This window comes from Nocardia sp. NPDC059229 (assembly GCF_042754165.1).
GTDB lineage: Bacteria > Actinomycetota > Actinomycetes > Mycobacteriales > Mycobacteriaceae > Nocardia.
The window spans coordinates 1-15125 of the sequence record NZ_JBHZAK010000041.1 but is presented as its reverse complement, the minus strand read 5'-3'; the positions used below and the strand labels follow the sequence as shown (position 1 = coordinate 15125).

Annotated in this window: 14 protein-coding genes and 2 pseudogenes; 6 read left to right on the top strand and 10 right to left on the bottom strand. The window is 66.3% G+C overall.

Going from position 1 to position 15125, the window contains the following annotated elements:
* Positions 1 to 155 precede the first annotated feature (155 nt).
* Positions 156 to 3170 (top strand): Tn3 family transposase, encoded by a 3015-nt coding sequence (locus ACFXHE_RS42285; protein WP_379391088.1) that lies wholly within the window; start codon positions 156 to 158, stop codon positions 3168 to 3170.
* Here ACFXHE_RS42285 and ACFXHE_RS42280 read toward each other — a convergent pair.
* Complete coding sequence (locus ACFXHE_RS42280) at positions 3144 to 3455, bottom strand: hypothetical protein (RefSeq protein ID WP_379391086.1); 312 nt, start codon at positions 3453 to 3455, stop codon at positions 3144 to 3146. The genes ACFXHE_RS42285 and ACFXHE_RS42280 overlap by 27 nt on opposite strands.
* Entirely contained in the window at positions 3452 to 3802 is a 351-nt protein-coding gene (locus ACFXHE_RS42275; protein ID WP_379391084.1) for a MerR family transcriptional regulator, read from the bottom strand. Before ACFXHE_RS42275 ends, ACFXHE_RS42280 begins: the two co-directional genes overlap by 4 nt.
* Before the next feature lie 145 nt (positions 3803 to 3947).
* Here ACFXHE_RS42275 and ACFXHE_RS42270 point away from each other — a divergent pair, with 145 nt between their 5' ends.
* The 4 genes from ACFXHE_RS42270 to ACFXHE_RS42255 all read left to right on the top strand — a co-directional run bounded on the left by ACFXHE_RS42270 (position 3948) and on the right by ACFXHE_RS42255 (position 6638).
* Positions 3948 to 4370: an Hsp20/alpha crystallin family protein gene (locus tag ACFXHE_RS42270; RefSeq protein ID WP_379391120.1), complete on the top strand. Its 423-nt coding sequence runs from the start codon at positions 3948 to 3950 to the stop codon at positions 4368 to 4370.
* A 686-nt stretch (positions 4371 to 5056) separates the two neighbouring features.
* Positions 5057 to 5296: a hypothetical protein gene (locus tag ACFXHE_RS42265; RefSeq protein ID WP_379391082.1), complete on the top strand. Its 240-nt coding sequence runs from the start codon at positions 5057 to 5059 to the stop codon at positions 5294 to 5296.
* Positions 5268 to 5654, top strand: coding sequence for a cold shock domain-containing protein (locus ACFXHE_RS42260; RefSeq protein ID WP_379391080.1), 387 nt, complete (start codon positions 5268 to 5270; stop codon positions 5652 to 5654). The genes ACFXHE_RS42265 and ACFXHE_RS42260 overlap by 29 nt, the downstream gene beginning before the upstream one ends.
* A gap of 279 nt (positions 5655 to 5933) precedes the next feature.
* Positions 5934 to 6638: a PAS and ANTAR domain-containing protein gene (locus ACFXHE_RS42255; RefSeq protein ID WP_379391078.1), complete on the top strand. Its 705-nt coding sequence runs from the start codon at positions 5934 to 5936 to the stop codon at positions 6636 to 6638.
* Positions 6639 to 6665: 27 nt separating this feature from the next.
* Here ACFXHE_RS42255 and ACFXHE_RS42250 read toward each other — a convergent pair whose 3' ends face one another.
* The 8 genes and pseudogenes from ACFXHE_RS42250 to ACFXHE_RS42215 form a co-directional block, all read right to left on the bottom strand.
* Positions 6666 to 7277: a lipocalin family protein gene (locus tag ACFXHE_RS42250; protein WP_379391076.1), complete on the bottom strand. Its 612-nt coding sequence runs from the start codon at positions 7275 to 7277 to the stop codon at positions 6666 to 6668.
* Positions 7274 to 7465, bottom strand: a pseudogene (locus ACFXHE_RS42245) (hypothetical protein); the annotation flags it as partial. The pseudogene ACFXHE_RS42245 and the gene ACFXHE_RS42250, both read right to left, overlap by 4 nt.
* A 253-nt stretch (positions 7466 to 7718) precedes the next feature.
* A complete protein-coding gene (locus ACFXHE_RS42240; RefSeq protein ID WP_379391074.1) occupies positions 7719 to 8033 on the bottom strand; it encodes a hypothetical protein in 315 nt (104 codons plus the stop codon).
* A 635-nt stretch (positions 8034 to 8668) separates the two neighbouring features.
* A complete protein-coding gene (locus tag ACFXHE_RS42235; RefSeq protein WP_379391122.1) occupies positions 8669 to 9469 on the bottom strand; it encodes a hypothetical protein in 801 nt (266 codons plus the stop codon).
* Between the two features lie 117 nt (positions 9470 to 9586).
* Positions 9587 to 9733, bottom strand: a pseudogene (locus ACFXHE_RS42230) (DUF4236 domain-containing protein); the annotation flags it as partial.
* 250 nt (positions 9734 to 9983) lie between these two features.
* The gene (locus tag ACFXHE_RS42225; protein ID WP_379391118.1) at positions 9984 to 11204 is read right to left on the bottom strand and encodes a PucR family transcriptional regulator; all 1221 of its coding nucleotides are present in this window, start codon (positions 11202 to 11204) and stop codon (positions 9984 to 9986) included.
* Positions 11205 to 11526: 322 nt separating this feature from the next.
* Positions 11527 to 12465, bottom strand: a complete 939-nt coding sequence (locus tag ACFXHE_RS42220; RefSeq protein ID WP_379391072.1) for a class I adenylate-forming enzyme family protein — start codon at positions 12463 to 12465, stop codon at positions 11527 to 11529.
* A gap of 753 nt (positions 12466 to 13218) precedes the next feature.
* On the bottom strand, positions 13219 to 13647 hold the full coding sequence (locus tag ACFXHE_RS42215) for a response regulator transcription factor (protein WP_379391070.1): 429 nt from the start codon (positions 13645 to 13647) through the stop codon (positions 13219 to 13221).
* A 452-nt stretch (positions 13648 to 14099) separates the two neighbouring features.
* Here ACFXHE_RS42215 and ACFXHE_RS42210 point away from each other — a divergent pair, with 452 nt between their 5' ends.
* Positions 14100 to 14864, top strand: a complete 765-nt coding sequence (locus ACFXHE_RS42210; RefSeq protein ID WP_379391068.1) for an alpha/beta fold hydrolase — start codon at positions 14100 to 14102, stop codon at positions 14862 to 14864.
* The last annotated feature ends 261 nt before the right edge of the window (positions 14865 to 15125 follow it).

Below are 15125 nucleotides of genomic sequence, written 5' to 3'. Positions count from 1 at the left end.
ACGGGCAGGGGTTCCGGTAGTTCTCACGCGGAAAACAACACATATGGCTGGACCAGCGGCGATGGCGTTGTGACCGGTTCGGGCTGCGGGCGGGTGCGGTAGATGCTTGGCTTGGCTGCCGATGAGGTTGGTCGGTGTGCTGGAGGGCGGGTTTCGTGGCGACGCAGGTGTTCGCGGCTGAGGAGTTGGTGCGGCTGCGGGAGTTTCCGGAGATCAGCCGCGAGGAGCTGTTCCGGTTTTTCACGCTGACTGCGGCCGATATCGCGTTCGTTGCGCCGGGGCGTGGGCGTGGTCCGGAGGATCAGCTCGGTTTGGCGGTGGCGTTGTGCACGTTGCCGTGGTTGGGGTTCGTGCCGGACAGGGTCGCGGCCGCGCCTGCGGTGGTGGTGGCGCGGTTGGCGGATCAGCTGAAAGTCGATGCGTCGCAGATCCGTTCGTATGGTCGCCGGGCGCAGACCCGCACCGCGCATCTGCGGTTGGTGGCCCAGTATCTGAGCTGGCGGAGCGCGGGTGCGATGGAGTTGAAAGAGCTCGACGAGTTCTTGTTGGCGCGGGCGATGGAGCACGATTCCCCGACCCTGCTGTTCCGGTTGGGGTGTGAGTATCTGATCTCGGCGCGGGTGATCCGGCCAAGTCCCGATACTGTGGTTCGCCGCGTCGTGCACGCGCGTGAGCAGGCGCAACGCGAGACCTATGACCGGTTGGTGCATGAGCTGACGCCGCAACGCTGCGCGGAGTTGGACGGGTTGTTGGTCACCGATGTCTCGATTCGGATGTCGCGGTTGCGGTGGCTGTCGACAGGCCCGGTGGAGGCGTCGGCGGCCGCGGTGCGCAACGAGGTCGAGAAGCTGGGGTTTGTGCGCGGGTTGGGCGCGGACACTCTTGATCTGTCGGTGTTGCCGGCGGAGCGTCGCCGGTTTCTGGCTACCCTCGGTCGCCGGCTGACCGGGCAGGCTTTGGAGCGTCGTGATCCGCAGCGCCGGTATCCGATCTTGTTGACGGTGTTGGCGCAGTCGGCCGCTGATGTGCTCGATGAGGTGGTGGCGTTGTTCGATCAGGCACTGTCGGGCAAGTTCAGCGCCGCGGAGAACCGGATGCGTGAGCGACTGGCCGACCGGGCGAAGACCGGGGAGGACCGGCAAGCGCTGCTGGATGACCTGCTATCCATCCTCGTCGACCCGCAGATCCCTGATGAGGATGTGGGCGGGTTGATCCGGGGCGAGGGCATCGGGTTGGACCGGTTGCGGGCCGCGATTGCGCAGGCCCAGCCGCGGTTGCCGCGTGATCACGGGCATCTGGCCGCTCTCGATTCGTCGTATTCGTATCTGCGGAAGTTCACTCCGGCGGTGTTGTCGGCGGTGCGGTTCTGCGGCGGCACGGCGGCGACGGAGTTGCTGATCGCGGTGAACATGCTGCGCGAGCTGAACGCGACCGGTCGCCGCAAGGTGTTCGACGACGCGCCGACGGGGTTCGTGCCGACCAAGTGGCGCGGCTATCTCGACGAGGCCCGCAAGACCGGCAATACCGTGGCCTATCGGCACTTTTGGGAGCTGTGTGTGCTGTTGGGGTTGCGGGACGGGTTGCGTACCGGGGACGTGTTCGTGCCCGGATCGCGCCGCTACGCCGACCCGGCCGCCTACCTGCTCACCCTGACCCAATGGGAGCCGCAGCGCACCGAATTCTGCCGCCTGGTCGACAAACCGGCCGACCAGGCCGCCGCGTTGGCCGCGCTCACCGACGAGTGGACAGCGGCGGTCGGTGAGCTGGAGCAGCTCCTCGCCGCCGGTGACGGGCCGGTGCGCCTGGATGAGGCCGGTGATCTGGTGATCTCCCCGCTGACTGCCGAGGACATCCCGACCGAGGCGATCGAGTTGAAGACCGAGCTGACCGAGATGCTGCCGTTCGCACCGATCGTGTCGGTGCTGATCGAGCTGGACAAACGCACCGGCTACCTGGACTGTTTCACCCACGCGGGTGGCAAGCAGGCGCGTAGCCCGGAGTTGAAACGCAATCTGATCGCGGTGCTGCTGGCGTATTCGACGAACCTGGGATTGACCAATATGGCCGCGGCGTCGGGGATCTCCTATGACATCCTGTCCTGGACCGCGGAATGGTATGTGCGGGAGGAGACCCTGCGGGCGGCGAACCTGGCGATCATCGGCTACCACCAAAGACTGCCGCTGACAGCGGCTTTCGGCACCGGCACGCTCTCGTCGTCGGACGGGCAGCGGTTCCCGACGCGCGGCAAGTCCACCACGGCTCGCGCGGTTAATCACTTCTTCGCCGAGGAGGGCCTGTCGACCTATACCCACGTCACCGATCAGCACACCACCTACGGCACCAAGGTCATCGTCACCACCCGCCGCGAAGCCCACTACGTCCTGGACGAAATCCTCGGCAACGCAACGGATCTGCCGATCACCGAGCACGCGACCGATACCCATGGGGTCACCCTGGTGAACTTCGCGCTGTTCGATCTACTCGGGATGCAGCTGTCCCCGCGCATCCGGGACCTGGGCAAGATCACCCTGTACCGGCCGATACCGCGCGCCGAGACCGAAGCCCGGTTCCCGCACGCGGGACCGCTGCGGACGCGCAAGCTGAATCTGGACCTGATCGCCGAGCATTACGACGACCTGCTGCGGCTGGCCGGATCGCTGAAATTCGGGCACGCCACCGCGTCCCTGCTGGTCGGCAAGCTGTCCGCGTTCGGGCGTCAGAACGCGCTGGCCGCGGCGTTGAAGGAGTACAGGGCGATGCGCCGCACGATCTATGCCTGCCGGTATCTGACCGATCCTGACTACCGGCGCAAGATCTCGCGTCAGCTCAACAAGGGCGAGTCCATCCACGCACTCAAACGCGGCCTCATCTACGCCCACGAAGGAGCCTTCCGCGCCCGTCACCTGGAAGCCCAGACCGAGCAGGCATGGTGCCTGACCCTCGTCACCAACGCCCTGATCACCTGGACCACAGAATATTACGGGCGCGCGGTGGATCAGATGCACCGTCAGGGCCGCCGCATCGACGCCGACGTGCTGGCCCACATCTCGCCCGCGCACAGCGAGAACATCAATTTCTTCGGCGCGATCGAGGTCGACATCGATGCCGAACTCGCCGCCCTCGGGCCGACCGGCTACCGGCCGCTACGGGTGCGCGACACCCTGTTCTGATCCCGATCCCGGCCGGCGAGGTGCGGCGGGGAGAGTGTGCGGGTGCACGGGTTCGGGGAGTGCACGGGCATGAGCGAGATCCTGTGCCAGCGTGGTGATCTCGGCGCGCAGGTCGGTGGCGATGGTCTCGGTGCAGGCGAGTGTGATCTGGTGCTGGCGCTGGATGTGTTCGAGTTGTCGCAGGGTGGCCAGGTCGCGGGCGATGTCGTGGAGCGCCGGGCCGATCCGTTCGAGCACCGCGGTATCGGTGGCGTGCGGGCCGATCCGCCGGGGTGTGCCGGTCATGGTGTGTCGCGGAGCCGGTCGCGTTCGGCGGTGAGCGCGGCGTTGGAGTGGCGTAGTGCGGTGTTGCTGTCTTCGAGGTCGAGGATCCGTGCGATGGCGGCGAGGTTGATCCCTTGGCCGGCCAGCGCGGCGATGCGTGCCAACCGGGCGAGGTCGTCGTCGCTGTAGCGGCGAGTCCCTCCCGCACTGCGAGCCGGGGTGACCAGCCCGTGCTGCTCGTACAGGCGCAGCGAATGCGCTCCCATCCCGGCGAGTTCGGCGGCCACCGAGATCCCGTACACCGCTTGCCCCGGGCCCGGCCGGTGCTCACCACCCGGGCCGGACAGGGGGTCGTGTCGATCCAGCATCTGCTCTCTCTTTCTCGATGCCACCAGATTACCTCAGCGCAACACTTGCACTCTCCTCACCAGAGTGCTAAAACAAATCTCAGCCAGATGACAGAGGTTATCTGAGCACCACCGAGAGAGAATGGAGTGAGTGGAGGTGGCGACCATGCTGATGCGCACCGATCCGTTCCGGGATCTGGATCGCCTGACCCAGCAGATGTTCGGCACATCGGCCCGCCCGGCAGTCATGCCGATGGACGCCTGGCGCGAGGGTGACGACTTCTACGTCGAACTCGACCTGCCCGGCATCGACCCGCAATCCCTGGACCTGGACATCGAACGCAACGTGGTGACCGTCAAAGCGTCACGCCCGCAACTGGACCCCGACCGGTCGATGCTCGCCGCCGAACGCACCCGCGGCGTGTTCTCCCGCCAGCTGTTCCTCGGGGAGAACCTCGACACCGACGCCATCCGCGCCGACTACCGCGACGGCGTGCTGCGCCTGGTGATCCCGGTCGCGGAGAAGGCCAAACCCCGCAAGATCGAGATCACCCACCACAACGGCGAGCATCAGGCCATCAACGCCTGAGCGCGGCGGCATCACGGGAAGGACCCTGTGATGGTCTTCGTGACGAGATGGGCGACCGGTCCCGCGCCGAGCGAGACCGCCGAGGAGTTGTCGTGGCTGGATTCGCGGTTGCTGGGCTTGGATCCTGATCTCGAGGGACTGTTCGCAGAGATCGACGACATCCTGTGCCGCGCCGTCGACCGCTGGGACTGCCCGCCGCGACGCGAACCCCGCACACCCCGGCCACGGCCAGGCCGCCGGTGGCCGACCACGCGGCACCATAGTCATCGGCCCGGCCCCGCACAGGGTCGAGGACGCGGCCCGCCCACAGCACACCCGAGCCCGGCTCGACGCGGTATTCGACGACCAGTGAGAGCGAGGTGATGCCTGTCAGACATCGACAAACAACGCAGATCACACGAAACGTTCTCCTACACAACTGTTCTCGCGACCAGGGCCGACGGCCGTGTCCCGGCCTGCACACCGGCACCAGCGCCTCACGGACACCCCTCGGTCCGGCGTGTGCACAGCCACCGCGAGTGGCACCCGGCAGGGCACGGGTTCGTCGGCCCGCGCGAGAACACCTCACAGTGAAGTCCTGTTCAGATTCCTTCCGTCGACGGGTGAGCCCGGTCAGCTGTGGTTCTTCCGGGCTCACCCGGCCCTTTCCCTTCATCGACCACGACCGACACGAGGAGGGCAGAGCAATGAGCAGCACCGCGACCTTCGCCCCGGCAGGCAGCGACTTCGACCGCGCCGGGCAGAACCTTCCCGTCGGCGACAGTGACCGCGACATCGGCCTGGACACCGCCGCGCTGCACCCGCTGGCCGAGCGGGTGCGCGCCGCTTTCGACGCGGCCACGATCGCCGACCGTTTCGACCAAGCCTGGATCACCCCACTCGACTGCGATGACGACTATGACCACGACCGCGCCAACACCGACTGACCCCAACCCCGCTACCGCAGCCGATACCACCCGCTACGACCCACACACGCGCGGCAAGGGAGAACCGCGCTGGCAGCACGGCCACTGCGCTTGGTTCAACACCGAGAAAGGTTTCGGGTTCCTGACCCCCGATACCGGTCCCGCGGTGTTCGTCGACTACCAGGTGATCGACGTCCCCGGGTTCAAAACCCTGCGCGCCGGACAGTCGGTGGTGTTCACCGCCGCCGACACCGGCCGCGGCCCCGAAGCCACCCGAGTCGTGCCCTACACCCGCGCCCACACCACCGCACCCATCCCGTCACACCGCCCGCACCGCGCGCGACAACATCGGTCGCGCTGCCGCCACCACACGCCATAACCCCGGTCCCGCGGCCACAACCCGACAGGCTCTTGCCACCCGCCCCCGATCCGACACCCGCGAGCAGCACGCGCGCCGAGCACACCAGCACGAGGATCATCATGGCTCCCCGATCACATCCGCACGCCTGGCCGAACATTGCCTCGTGGGCCACATGCTCACCACCGCAACAGATTCCGGTGACTCACCGGTGGTGCACTGGCCCGAACCCAGCCCCCTGCGATCCCGGTGGAACACCATCATGGCTCCCACCGGACCGCCGGATGCGACACTGAGGCCATGACCGAGGACGACGACGGCACCGGTGAGGTGGTGGCCTCGGTGGAGAAGGTGGTCGGCGCCGGCAACGCACTGGCAGCGGGCTGGTTCCGGTTCCAGTTCGCCGACCAACGCTGGGAGTGGTCCGACGAGGTGGCCCGCATGCACGGCTACGCACCCGGCGAAGTGACCCCGACCACGCAACTGCTGCTGTCGCACAAACATCCCGATGACCGCGACCGGGTGGAAGCGGCCTTGGTCACCTCGGTGCGCGACCACGCCCCGTTCTCCAGCCGCCACCGCATCATCGATACCCACGGCATCGAGCACCACGTTGTGGTGGTGTCGGACTCGATCACCGACGACACCGGCGCCGTGGTCGGCACCGAGGGCTACTACATCGACCTGACCGACCGCGACCCCGCACACACCCACACGATCCTCGACGACCTGCTGCCGCAGATACTCCAACATCGGGTGGTGATCGAGCAGGCCAAAGGAGCGCTGATGCTCGTCTACGGCATCAGCGCCGAGCAAGCATTCCGGGTACTGGTATGGCGGTCACAGGACACCAACATCCGCCTGCGTGAACTGGCCGCCCGGCTGATCGGCGAAATCGCCACCATCCAGATATCACCCGCAACACGCTCGCAATTCGATCACCTGCTGCTGACCCTGCACCAGCACGCCCCTCGCCAGCCGGTCGAACAGGATCTCGAACCCTGACCTGCGCCGCGCTGCGCTATCGCAATGTCATTGCGTGCACAACGGTGCGAGGCGGTCGAGTCCGCCGGTGGTCGGGCTTGTCAGATACCAGCAGGTGTTCTCCCCCGCCCCGGTGATCGCGGCGCTGACATCGCGCCACTGGGCAGGGTCCAGCATCGTGGCACGGGACAGGACGAATCCCGACACACGGTAGGGATCGGTGACCAGCGCCCACGAGTAGTCGTCGCCGAGGGCCGTGACGATGTAGTTGGTCGGACCGTACAGTGCGTCCTGGGTGGGCACGCTGGGGAAGCTGACATGCAGTTGCGCATCCGTCGCCGGATCGGTGACCGTGGCCGTGCCCCATATCTCGCTCACGCTGCCCGACCATGTGATGCACGAGTTGTGCACCGACACATCGCCTTGTGCGTCCAGCGCATACTCCGCACGCGTGTCCCTGGCACAGCTGAGGTTGAAATACTGTGGTACCGCGGCCAATTGGTACCAGGTGCCCAGATACCGGCCCAGATCGAGTCGAGCGACCGGTGCCGGTGGGTCGGCGTGCGCCCACGCCGAGCCACCGATTCCGGCGACCGGGATCGAGCAGGCCACGGCCACGCCGAGAGCCGACGAAAGCCGGTGCAGTCGGTTCGAATTCATGATGCTTGTCCTTCCTGGCGATGTACTCCTGTGTCGATCTCGGATGGTTCGATCAGTGCGCGACTGCGGGTTCGGATTCCTCGCGTCGGCCGCTGCCGCCACCTCGGCGGCCGGGGCCACCGGACACGGTCGCCGACAACGGCGAACACCGCCGGGACCGTGCGCACGACGAAAGTGTCGAGCAAGATGTCGGGGGGTTGCGGTAGTAGTCGTGCGAAGAACAATGCAATGTCAATGGCTTGACCAGCGGTGATGTCGGGCCACCGGTTTGGGCTGACGGGCATGATCGGGTGTAGGTCGGTGTTCAACTGGCCCGCGGTGTACCGATCCCGCTCACGCGGTACACCCCAAACGAACCCAGAGTTTCGGCCCGCTGGGCCCCGCCCAGGCTGGGCTGGGGTCCCCTGCCGCCCGCCGCGCTGTATCAAAGGGGAAGACAGGTCAGTGCTGTTCGGCGGCGGGCAGGACCCAGCGATCGCGGGCCAGCAAGTCCGGGAACGGATAGTCCTCGGGCACGCCGATCGCCGCGATTTCGAGCCCGGTTTTGTCGGTGTAGGCGTCGACTACGGCAGACCACCCGGCGTCCTCGACCGTCTCGATGATGGTGTGCCATCCGGTGCGGACCTCGTCCTCGTAGGCGGCGACGAATGTCCAACCTAGCTGCTGTGTGGCAGTACGGATCCTGTCGTGCTCTTGCTTGCTGGTCTTGTGGATGCGCCCGGGCTCGCGCACCGCCATGTCGAACCGTTTCGCCATCATGGCCTCCACGAGGTGCAGTCCAACAAAACGCTGGCACTCGAGCCTAACTGTGCACCCGCATCCGCCCGAATGATCTTGGACAAATCGTGACCGGCCGCGCGGTGTACCGATTCGGGGTTGCCACTGGCGCGGAAAACAATGATGTTCGGCATATCAGCTGGTCAGCACCCCTAAGATCGGGGTTCGTGATCGATGTGGTGGGTCATTAGCCCGGTCACGGCCTCGTCAACGGCGATCCGGGGTCCGCCGCGCAGGACAGTGTTGTGTGGGTCGGGGGCCTGCCAGCGTCCACGTCGACACCATCAGTTCATCAACGGCGAGGGCCGCAACCTCGGCCGGATCTGGAAAATATTCGATAACGGCCACGGCGTGGGCGGCGGGCCCTGGAAGAGCTTCGCGAACGCTGGCGCCGGCGGCCTGGTGATCCGCCAGCAGTTGGGTCGCTCCTGCCCACCGCCAACCGCGTATCGGACCCATGCCACGCCATGATCGGACCAGACCGCCTCGTCCTGGCCACGGGGCGCACCACGTTGGAGGCGGAACCCGTCCGGCTCACCAGGTTCCGAGACGAAGGCGGCGCGATCCACGGTCGGCTCTCACTTCGCGCAGATCGAGATAACCGTATGGCCGTGTTAGGTGGGGTGCGCAGTGAGGACCGCGGCCAGCCACTCGGCTACCTCGGGGCGAGAGCAATTGATCACCCAGCTCAGTCCGGTGGCGGTGTTGAGGGTCAGGTGGCCGTAATTCATGATCGGGAGTTGGCGGTTGTGGCGGTAGCGGCGGTCGGGACCGCCGCCGACGTTGACGTATTGCCAGGTGGTGTCGACTTGTGTGCCGTCATGGGGTGGGCGTTCGGGTTCGATGACCCGCTCGCGTGTGCACTGCACACGCAGGTGGCGGTAGTCGGTGTCGCTCCAGTGGTCACGGTGGCGAATCAGGATTCGATCAGGCAGGAACAGCAGTGCGTGGCGGTCGTGGGCGATCGTCGGCACTGCAATGTTGGTGGTGAGCATCTGCGGCGCGGTCAGGCTGCGCGCCAACGGTTTACGTCCGATGGTGGCCTCGGCGCCGCCGCTGACCTTGTATCCGTAGGTGCCCGCGACCGTCGTGGTTGTTTCCACGCGCCACGCCCCACCCAAGTCGACCACGGCGCGGTAACCCTCGACGAGTGCAGAGAACCACTGGGCGACGGGGCCGTCCACCTCATAGATCGCCGTGACCGCGGCTTGCTTGCGGTCCCACCGCCACACCAACGCGATAGCGGGTACGCCTGCGACCAGGGCGACGATCGCAGGCCACGACGCGGTCGACGCGGTGGCGATACCGGCCATCACCGCAACCGTGACGGTCGCCCATGGCCACAGGGCCTGATGCCGGCTCGCGGCTCGTAGCTGATCGACCAGCTCACCCGGCCCCGTCGGCGGAAGGCGCATTGCGTCGACGCCAGTCCAATCGGTGACCTGGCCAGCGTGGAAATCTGGACGTCCTACGGAGGGTTCGACCCGCGCTGCGCCGCGTGAACGTGCTGCCAGCACACGCCGGTAATACACGCCGTTCGCCCCGACATGCACATACGTCCCGCGTGGTCCGGCACCGAACCGGAGCCCGCGGACACCGATGCTGCCGCCGACCCCGGATCGGGAAAAGTTCACCCGAAAAGGACCGGCGTTCACGGACTTGCGTAGATAGAACCCCACCGACCCCCCCGATCGCCCACATGCAGCGTGATCGAATTCTAGGTCTCACCGACGCGACCTGGTCTGCGAAGGCGCAACTGAGCCAGGGATCTGACGGCGACCGGCCTCGAGCTGTCCCCTGGACCCGGTGACCGATGACGAGATCGGCGCGGCCCTCGAATCGGCCCGTGAGGGCCAGCGACAGGAAAGGCCACTCTTAAGCGTGGCTGATCTTCGGGAACGAAGTTTGCGCGCGGGTTCGTCGCCGCGGTCAGCCCGAATCAGGGCGCAGTACCGCTGCGCCGTACCAGTGGCAGACCAGCAGCGCCAGCTCGACGTCCAACCGGTCGTTGTCGGTGATCGGCCGCCCGCGTCGCGAAACTGCCCGCCCGACCCGGTATTTCACCGAATTGGAATGTAGACCGAGCTCCGCGGCAGCGGCCTTGTAGCTGGATCCGGTGCGCAGGAACACCCGCAGCGTCTCGCGCAGCCGGGCATCGTTGTCGTTGTCGGCGGCCAATACGCCGAGCACCTCGCTCACCCATTCGCCCACCTCCGCGCGGTCGCCGAGTAGCGCCGCGGTCGCTAGCCCCGGATCGCTCGCGGCGATGATCCTCGGTTCGGCGTCCCTGCGGGTGAGCGCGACCGAGCGTGCGCGCAGCGCATACCGATGGGACCGACGGAACCCTGATATCCCCTGGCCCATGATGCCGATCGCCAGACGCGGTGCGTCCGGCCGCTTGCTCGCGAAATCACCGACCTTGGCCACCGCATCGGGCTGCTCGGATCGATAGGGCAGCCAGGCCCATGCGCTCGTCCGGTCGGCGGCCCCGAACAGCGGCGCGGCCTCGGTGCCGACCGCCTCGGCCAGCTCACGGACGAACCGTTGCAACCGGGTCAGCTCGTCACTACCCGCGCCGGTGTCGGGATACCAGAGGATCAGCGCCAGGTGATGCCAACGCAGCGGGTAGCGGATGGATTCGGTCGCAGCATCGACATCGACCGGCTTACTCCCCGACAGCACCTCACGCACGAGCAACGCGTGGGCGCTGTTGCGGCTCTCGAGCCACTGCTCGCGCTCGGTCTCGTACACCGCGACGACCTGCATGGTGATCCAGTCGACGTACTCGAACGTCGCGGTGGTGATCGCCTCCGCGACCGTGACACCGTCGGCGGGCGCGACAGCGCTGGCCCGCAATTCGTCGAAGACCAACTCGGTCATCCGCCGATGGCCGACCCGATAGGCACGCACCAGGGCCTTGACCGGAACTCCATGCTGGGCAAGGCGCCTGGCGTATTCGATGGCCGCCGTGGGAGCGTTGATCCGTGCGACGGGAATGTCGTGCTGCAGCGCATGCAGAATGGTGTCGACATTGCCTTCCACGCTCGCGCCCAGCAGTTCGACGATGCGGGCATCGCCCCGCAATTCGGGGATCTCGTCCTCGAGACCGCGCCGCACGATCGCGGCGATATCGGTCACCCGCTCGTTCATGCGGGCGGCGATCTGCGCGACATAGCGGCCCACATCGCCATCACCGCCGCGACGAAAAGTCGTCACTCCCCAACGGTAGTTACTGCGCCGTTGCCGCGCGGGAAATCGCCAACTTGTTCTCCGGGGACAATACCGGCGGCGAACTGCGACGATCACATCGACCGGCTGCGTCCCGGCCCGCCGTCGTCGCTGTTCAGCGATCACCGCATCGGCCGGCGAGATTTTTGGCTGGGGTCCCAGCGTCGGGCCCATCACCGGCTGCACACCAACATGCGGATCCGACATTGCCACGATGTGGATTGCTTCGGATCAGCGGTTCGGATCAGCCGGCCCGGCGGGAATATTCCGACGGTGTCGCTCGTGTGGGTGGCGGTGAGCGGCGTGCTCGTACCGGAACTTCGGAGATGCAGCCGTCGATGATCGGAATTCTGTAGCGGCGTTCGAATTTGGTCAGCAGTTCGACCTCGGCCGGGGCCGCGCCGCAGATGGCGAATCGCACCGATGTGGTGTTCGGCCGGATTTGGTCGGGCAGATCCGACAGCAGTGCATACGTGGTCGGGACAGCGGAGATGTAGGTGGCACGACTGCGCTCGATCCGGTCGAAGAACGTCTTCGGGCTGAAGGCCACGGTGGCGCGCCCATCGGCGAGCAGCGGCGACAAAGTGCCGACAACGATGCTGTTGACGTGGAACAGCGGCAGATTCAGCAGGCTGTGATCGGCTGCGGTGAGATCGAATGCCTCGATCGCCAGCGAGCACATGGCGTCGAGATTGGCGTGATCGATCGTCACGCTGTGGGGTTTGCCCGTGGTGGCGCTGCTGGGAAACAGCAGCGCCAGTGTGTCGTGGCGGGGACGTGCGGGTTCGGCGACATCGGGGTCCGCGGTGGCCAGATCGCCGGCGGGTATGACGACGTGGACCCCAGCGTCGGGGGTGGGCCGCTGCGCGGTGATCAGGACCGTGGCACCGGTATCGGTCAGCTGAAAGTCGGCTTCTGCGGCGGTCAGCGACGGGTCGATAAGGGCGACCGTGGCACCCACACGCCAGATAGCGAACAGGGATACGACATAAGCGGCAGTGTTGGGCAACATGATCGCCACCACGTCGCCGCTCGAGACTCCCGCGGCGCGCAAAGTAGACGCGGCACGCCGCACAGCGTCGAGGAATCCTGCGTTGTTCAGATCAATGCTGTCGTCGGCGACCGCGGCCGCCTCCGGTGCAGCAGCCGCACGACGATCCGGCAGAGTCGAGAAAAGGTTCATCAGCGGTCCTCAGAACGGGTACAGGCAATGACGACAACGGTAGAAATCACGCCGCCGCCCGACACCGTCGTGCATCAACGAAATTCGCCGTCGGCATTGTCACCGCAGGACAATTCCGGCCTCACATCCGCCGCCTCAGTAACCGGGATGTAACTATCGCCTCCGCCATTTCCTCGCTTCCCCATGTTCGAGTCAGGTGCGGGAGTTGATGGCGTGACCATCGACAGGGGCATCCATCCGGTGATTCGTTGCCGGGTGAGGTCCACGCGGGTGTCCATGTCGAGCCGGAACCGGCCGTAGGGTCGATGTTCGACCAGAACAACGGGCTCACGGCGCGGCGTTCGTTGTCGCCGACCAGATCATGGAACTGCGGATCCTCCAGAACGGCTTGCAACAGAAGGGTATTGATGTGCACCATCGTCGATTGCGGCAGGGGCAAAGGAGCATCGACACCTCGGCGTGCTCGCGGTCGGCGCCCCGATACCACCGGTACAGTCCTGACGGCGAGCACCGAACCTGGCGTCGACGACTGGGGGCCGGTAGGCCGCCAGGAGCACTGTCTACCGCGTCCTCGCCGCTGCGCCGATGCTGATCGCAATCGCGTTGACTACCAGCCACATCGGCCATCTCGAGGGTCTGGATATCGAACCCGGTGGACGCAGCCTGGCGCACCGAGTCCCCATTGTGGTGGCGCCCACCGGACCCTGCGCAGTGACGTGTTGGCCTGGTGGCACAGCGGAATTGGGAGACGTTTCAGGCCGCCTGCGGTGTCGTGAGATGGACACGGATGTGGTCGAGCAGTTCACCGTTTCTGAGCGGTTTGGGCAGGTAGTCACACGCACCGGCCGCGTAGGCGTCACCGATGGCATCGGGACTGCCATCGAGGGAGACCGCGATGATCGGAATCGGTGAACGATCGCGCAGCTGCCGGCACAGGCTCGCGCCCGGCAGGTCCGGCAGGTCCAGCTCGAGCAGCACCAGGTCCGGATTCCATCGCCGAGCGACGGTCATAGCGCGCTGTGCGTTGGGGGCAGAGATCACCTCATGGCCAGCGTTGGCCAGCACGAGTACCTCGATCTCTGCCATCGCCGGGTTGCTCTCGACGACAAGGACCTTGCCGGGTTGAGCCACCGGGGTCGGCGGCAGCGTGAACTCTGTTGCAGAGCGTGGGAATTGGCTCATGGTGGATCCTTCGCAGACGGGTCCCCGACCGTCGAATCCGCAGCGTAATGGAGCTGAGTGGAGGCCGCCCTGCGCTCGCAATATCGGTACCGCGATCGAAGAACTCCGACACTATGTCAACACGCAATCTCTCAGCAATTAATCTGTGAACTGTTTTCATGGCGTTCACATGACCAAATCGGAAGCCCGATCCGGTGTAGATGTTCGGAGTCGTGTTCAGCGCTGACCTGCGGATTCGGTTCCGGTTGCAGGGTGTACAGACAGTGTTCGGTCGGAAGAGTCTGATGCGCCGACATCGCCGCCGCTGTCACATTCCCCGATGCTCAGGGCGTCCTCGGCCGTCCCCGTATCGGTTATTTCCCTGCTGCTCCTGCCGACCTGCTGGGTGCAAACCTCCCTTCCGCGGCAGGTCCTATAGTCCGTCAGGCGATCTCATCGAAGGGCAGTTCATCATGGCAACGTTCGTACTCGTTCCCGGAGCCTGGCAGGGTGTGTGGACCTGGCAGTCGGTGATCACCGAGCTGCAGGCCCGAGGGCACCGGGCCGTGCCCGCCGCCCTGGCTACCAACGGCCGGACCAGCCTGGCCACCCATACCGCACAGGTGGCCGACCTGCTCGACCGCGAAGGCCCCGGCGTGGTCGTGGTGGGCCACAGCTACGGGATCTTCCCGGCGGTCGCAGCGGCCGACCGGATGGTCGCTCAGGTCGCGCGCCTGGTCTTCGTGGACACCGCGATTCCGGAGGACGGCGACTCGCTGGCGAACCTCTTCCTCGACCCGAGCCGCCGCGAGCAACTCCGGCAGGCCTCCGTCGAGGGCCTCATGCCGGTGCCCGCGCCGGAGGAACTGGCAGGACCCGCCGGCCTGACCGGGGTCTGCGCGGCGGACCGGGAACGGCTGGTGCAGCTGGGGACACCGCAGCCCACGGCCACGTTCTTCGACCCGGTCGAGCTGACCGGGGCCTGGCGCACCCTGCCCGTGACGGGAGTGTTCTGCCTCGCCAACGGCCTCAGCCTGGAGGTGGCCCGGCAGCTGTACGCCACCGGCGCACCGAGATTCGCGAAGTTCGCCGCCGCGGACACGACGTTCTTCGAACTGCCGACCGGACACTTCCCGATGCTCTCCACACCGGCCGAACTCGCCGAGGTACTGATACGCGCTGCCGCCGGTGACGGCACACACCTGCAGCAGGCTGCCGATACCCCTTCCTCACGGTAGCCCGGGCCATCAGCCCAGATCAGATGAGGTCCAGAGCCGGCATGCGGACGTTCGCGGATTGGACATCCTGCTACGTCGCGCTGCTGGAGCTTCATCCGGGGAATACTGCGGCCCGCGCCAACTCACCTTGCGGCGGCGACTGATGATCGATGATGCCATGGGGTGAAGCCTCGCCCCGCACAGGGCGAGGCTTCACCCCTGGATCGGCTGCGATACCGGCCGCGTATCGGACGCGGCAACTCCGACGCTACCGCCATACAG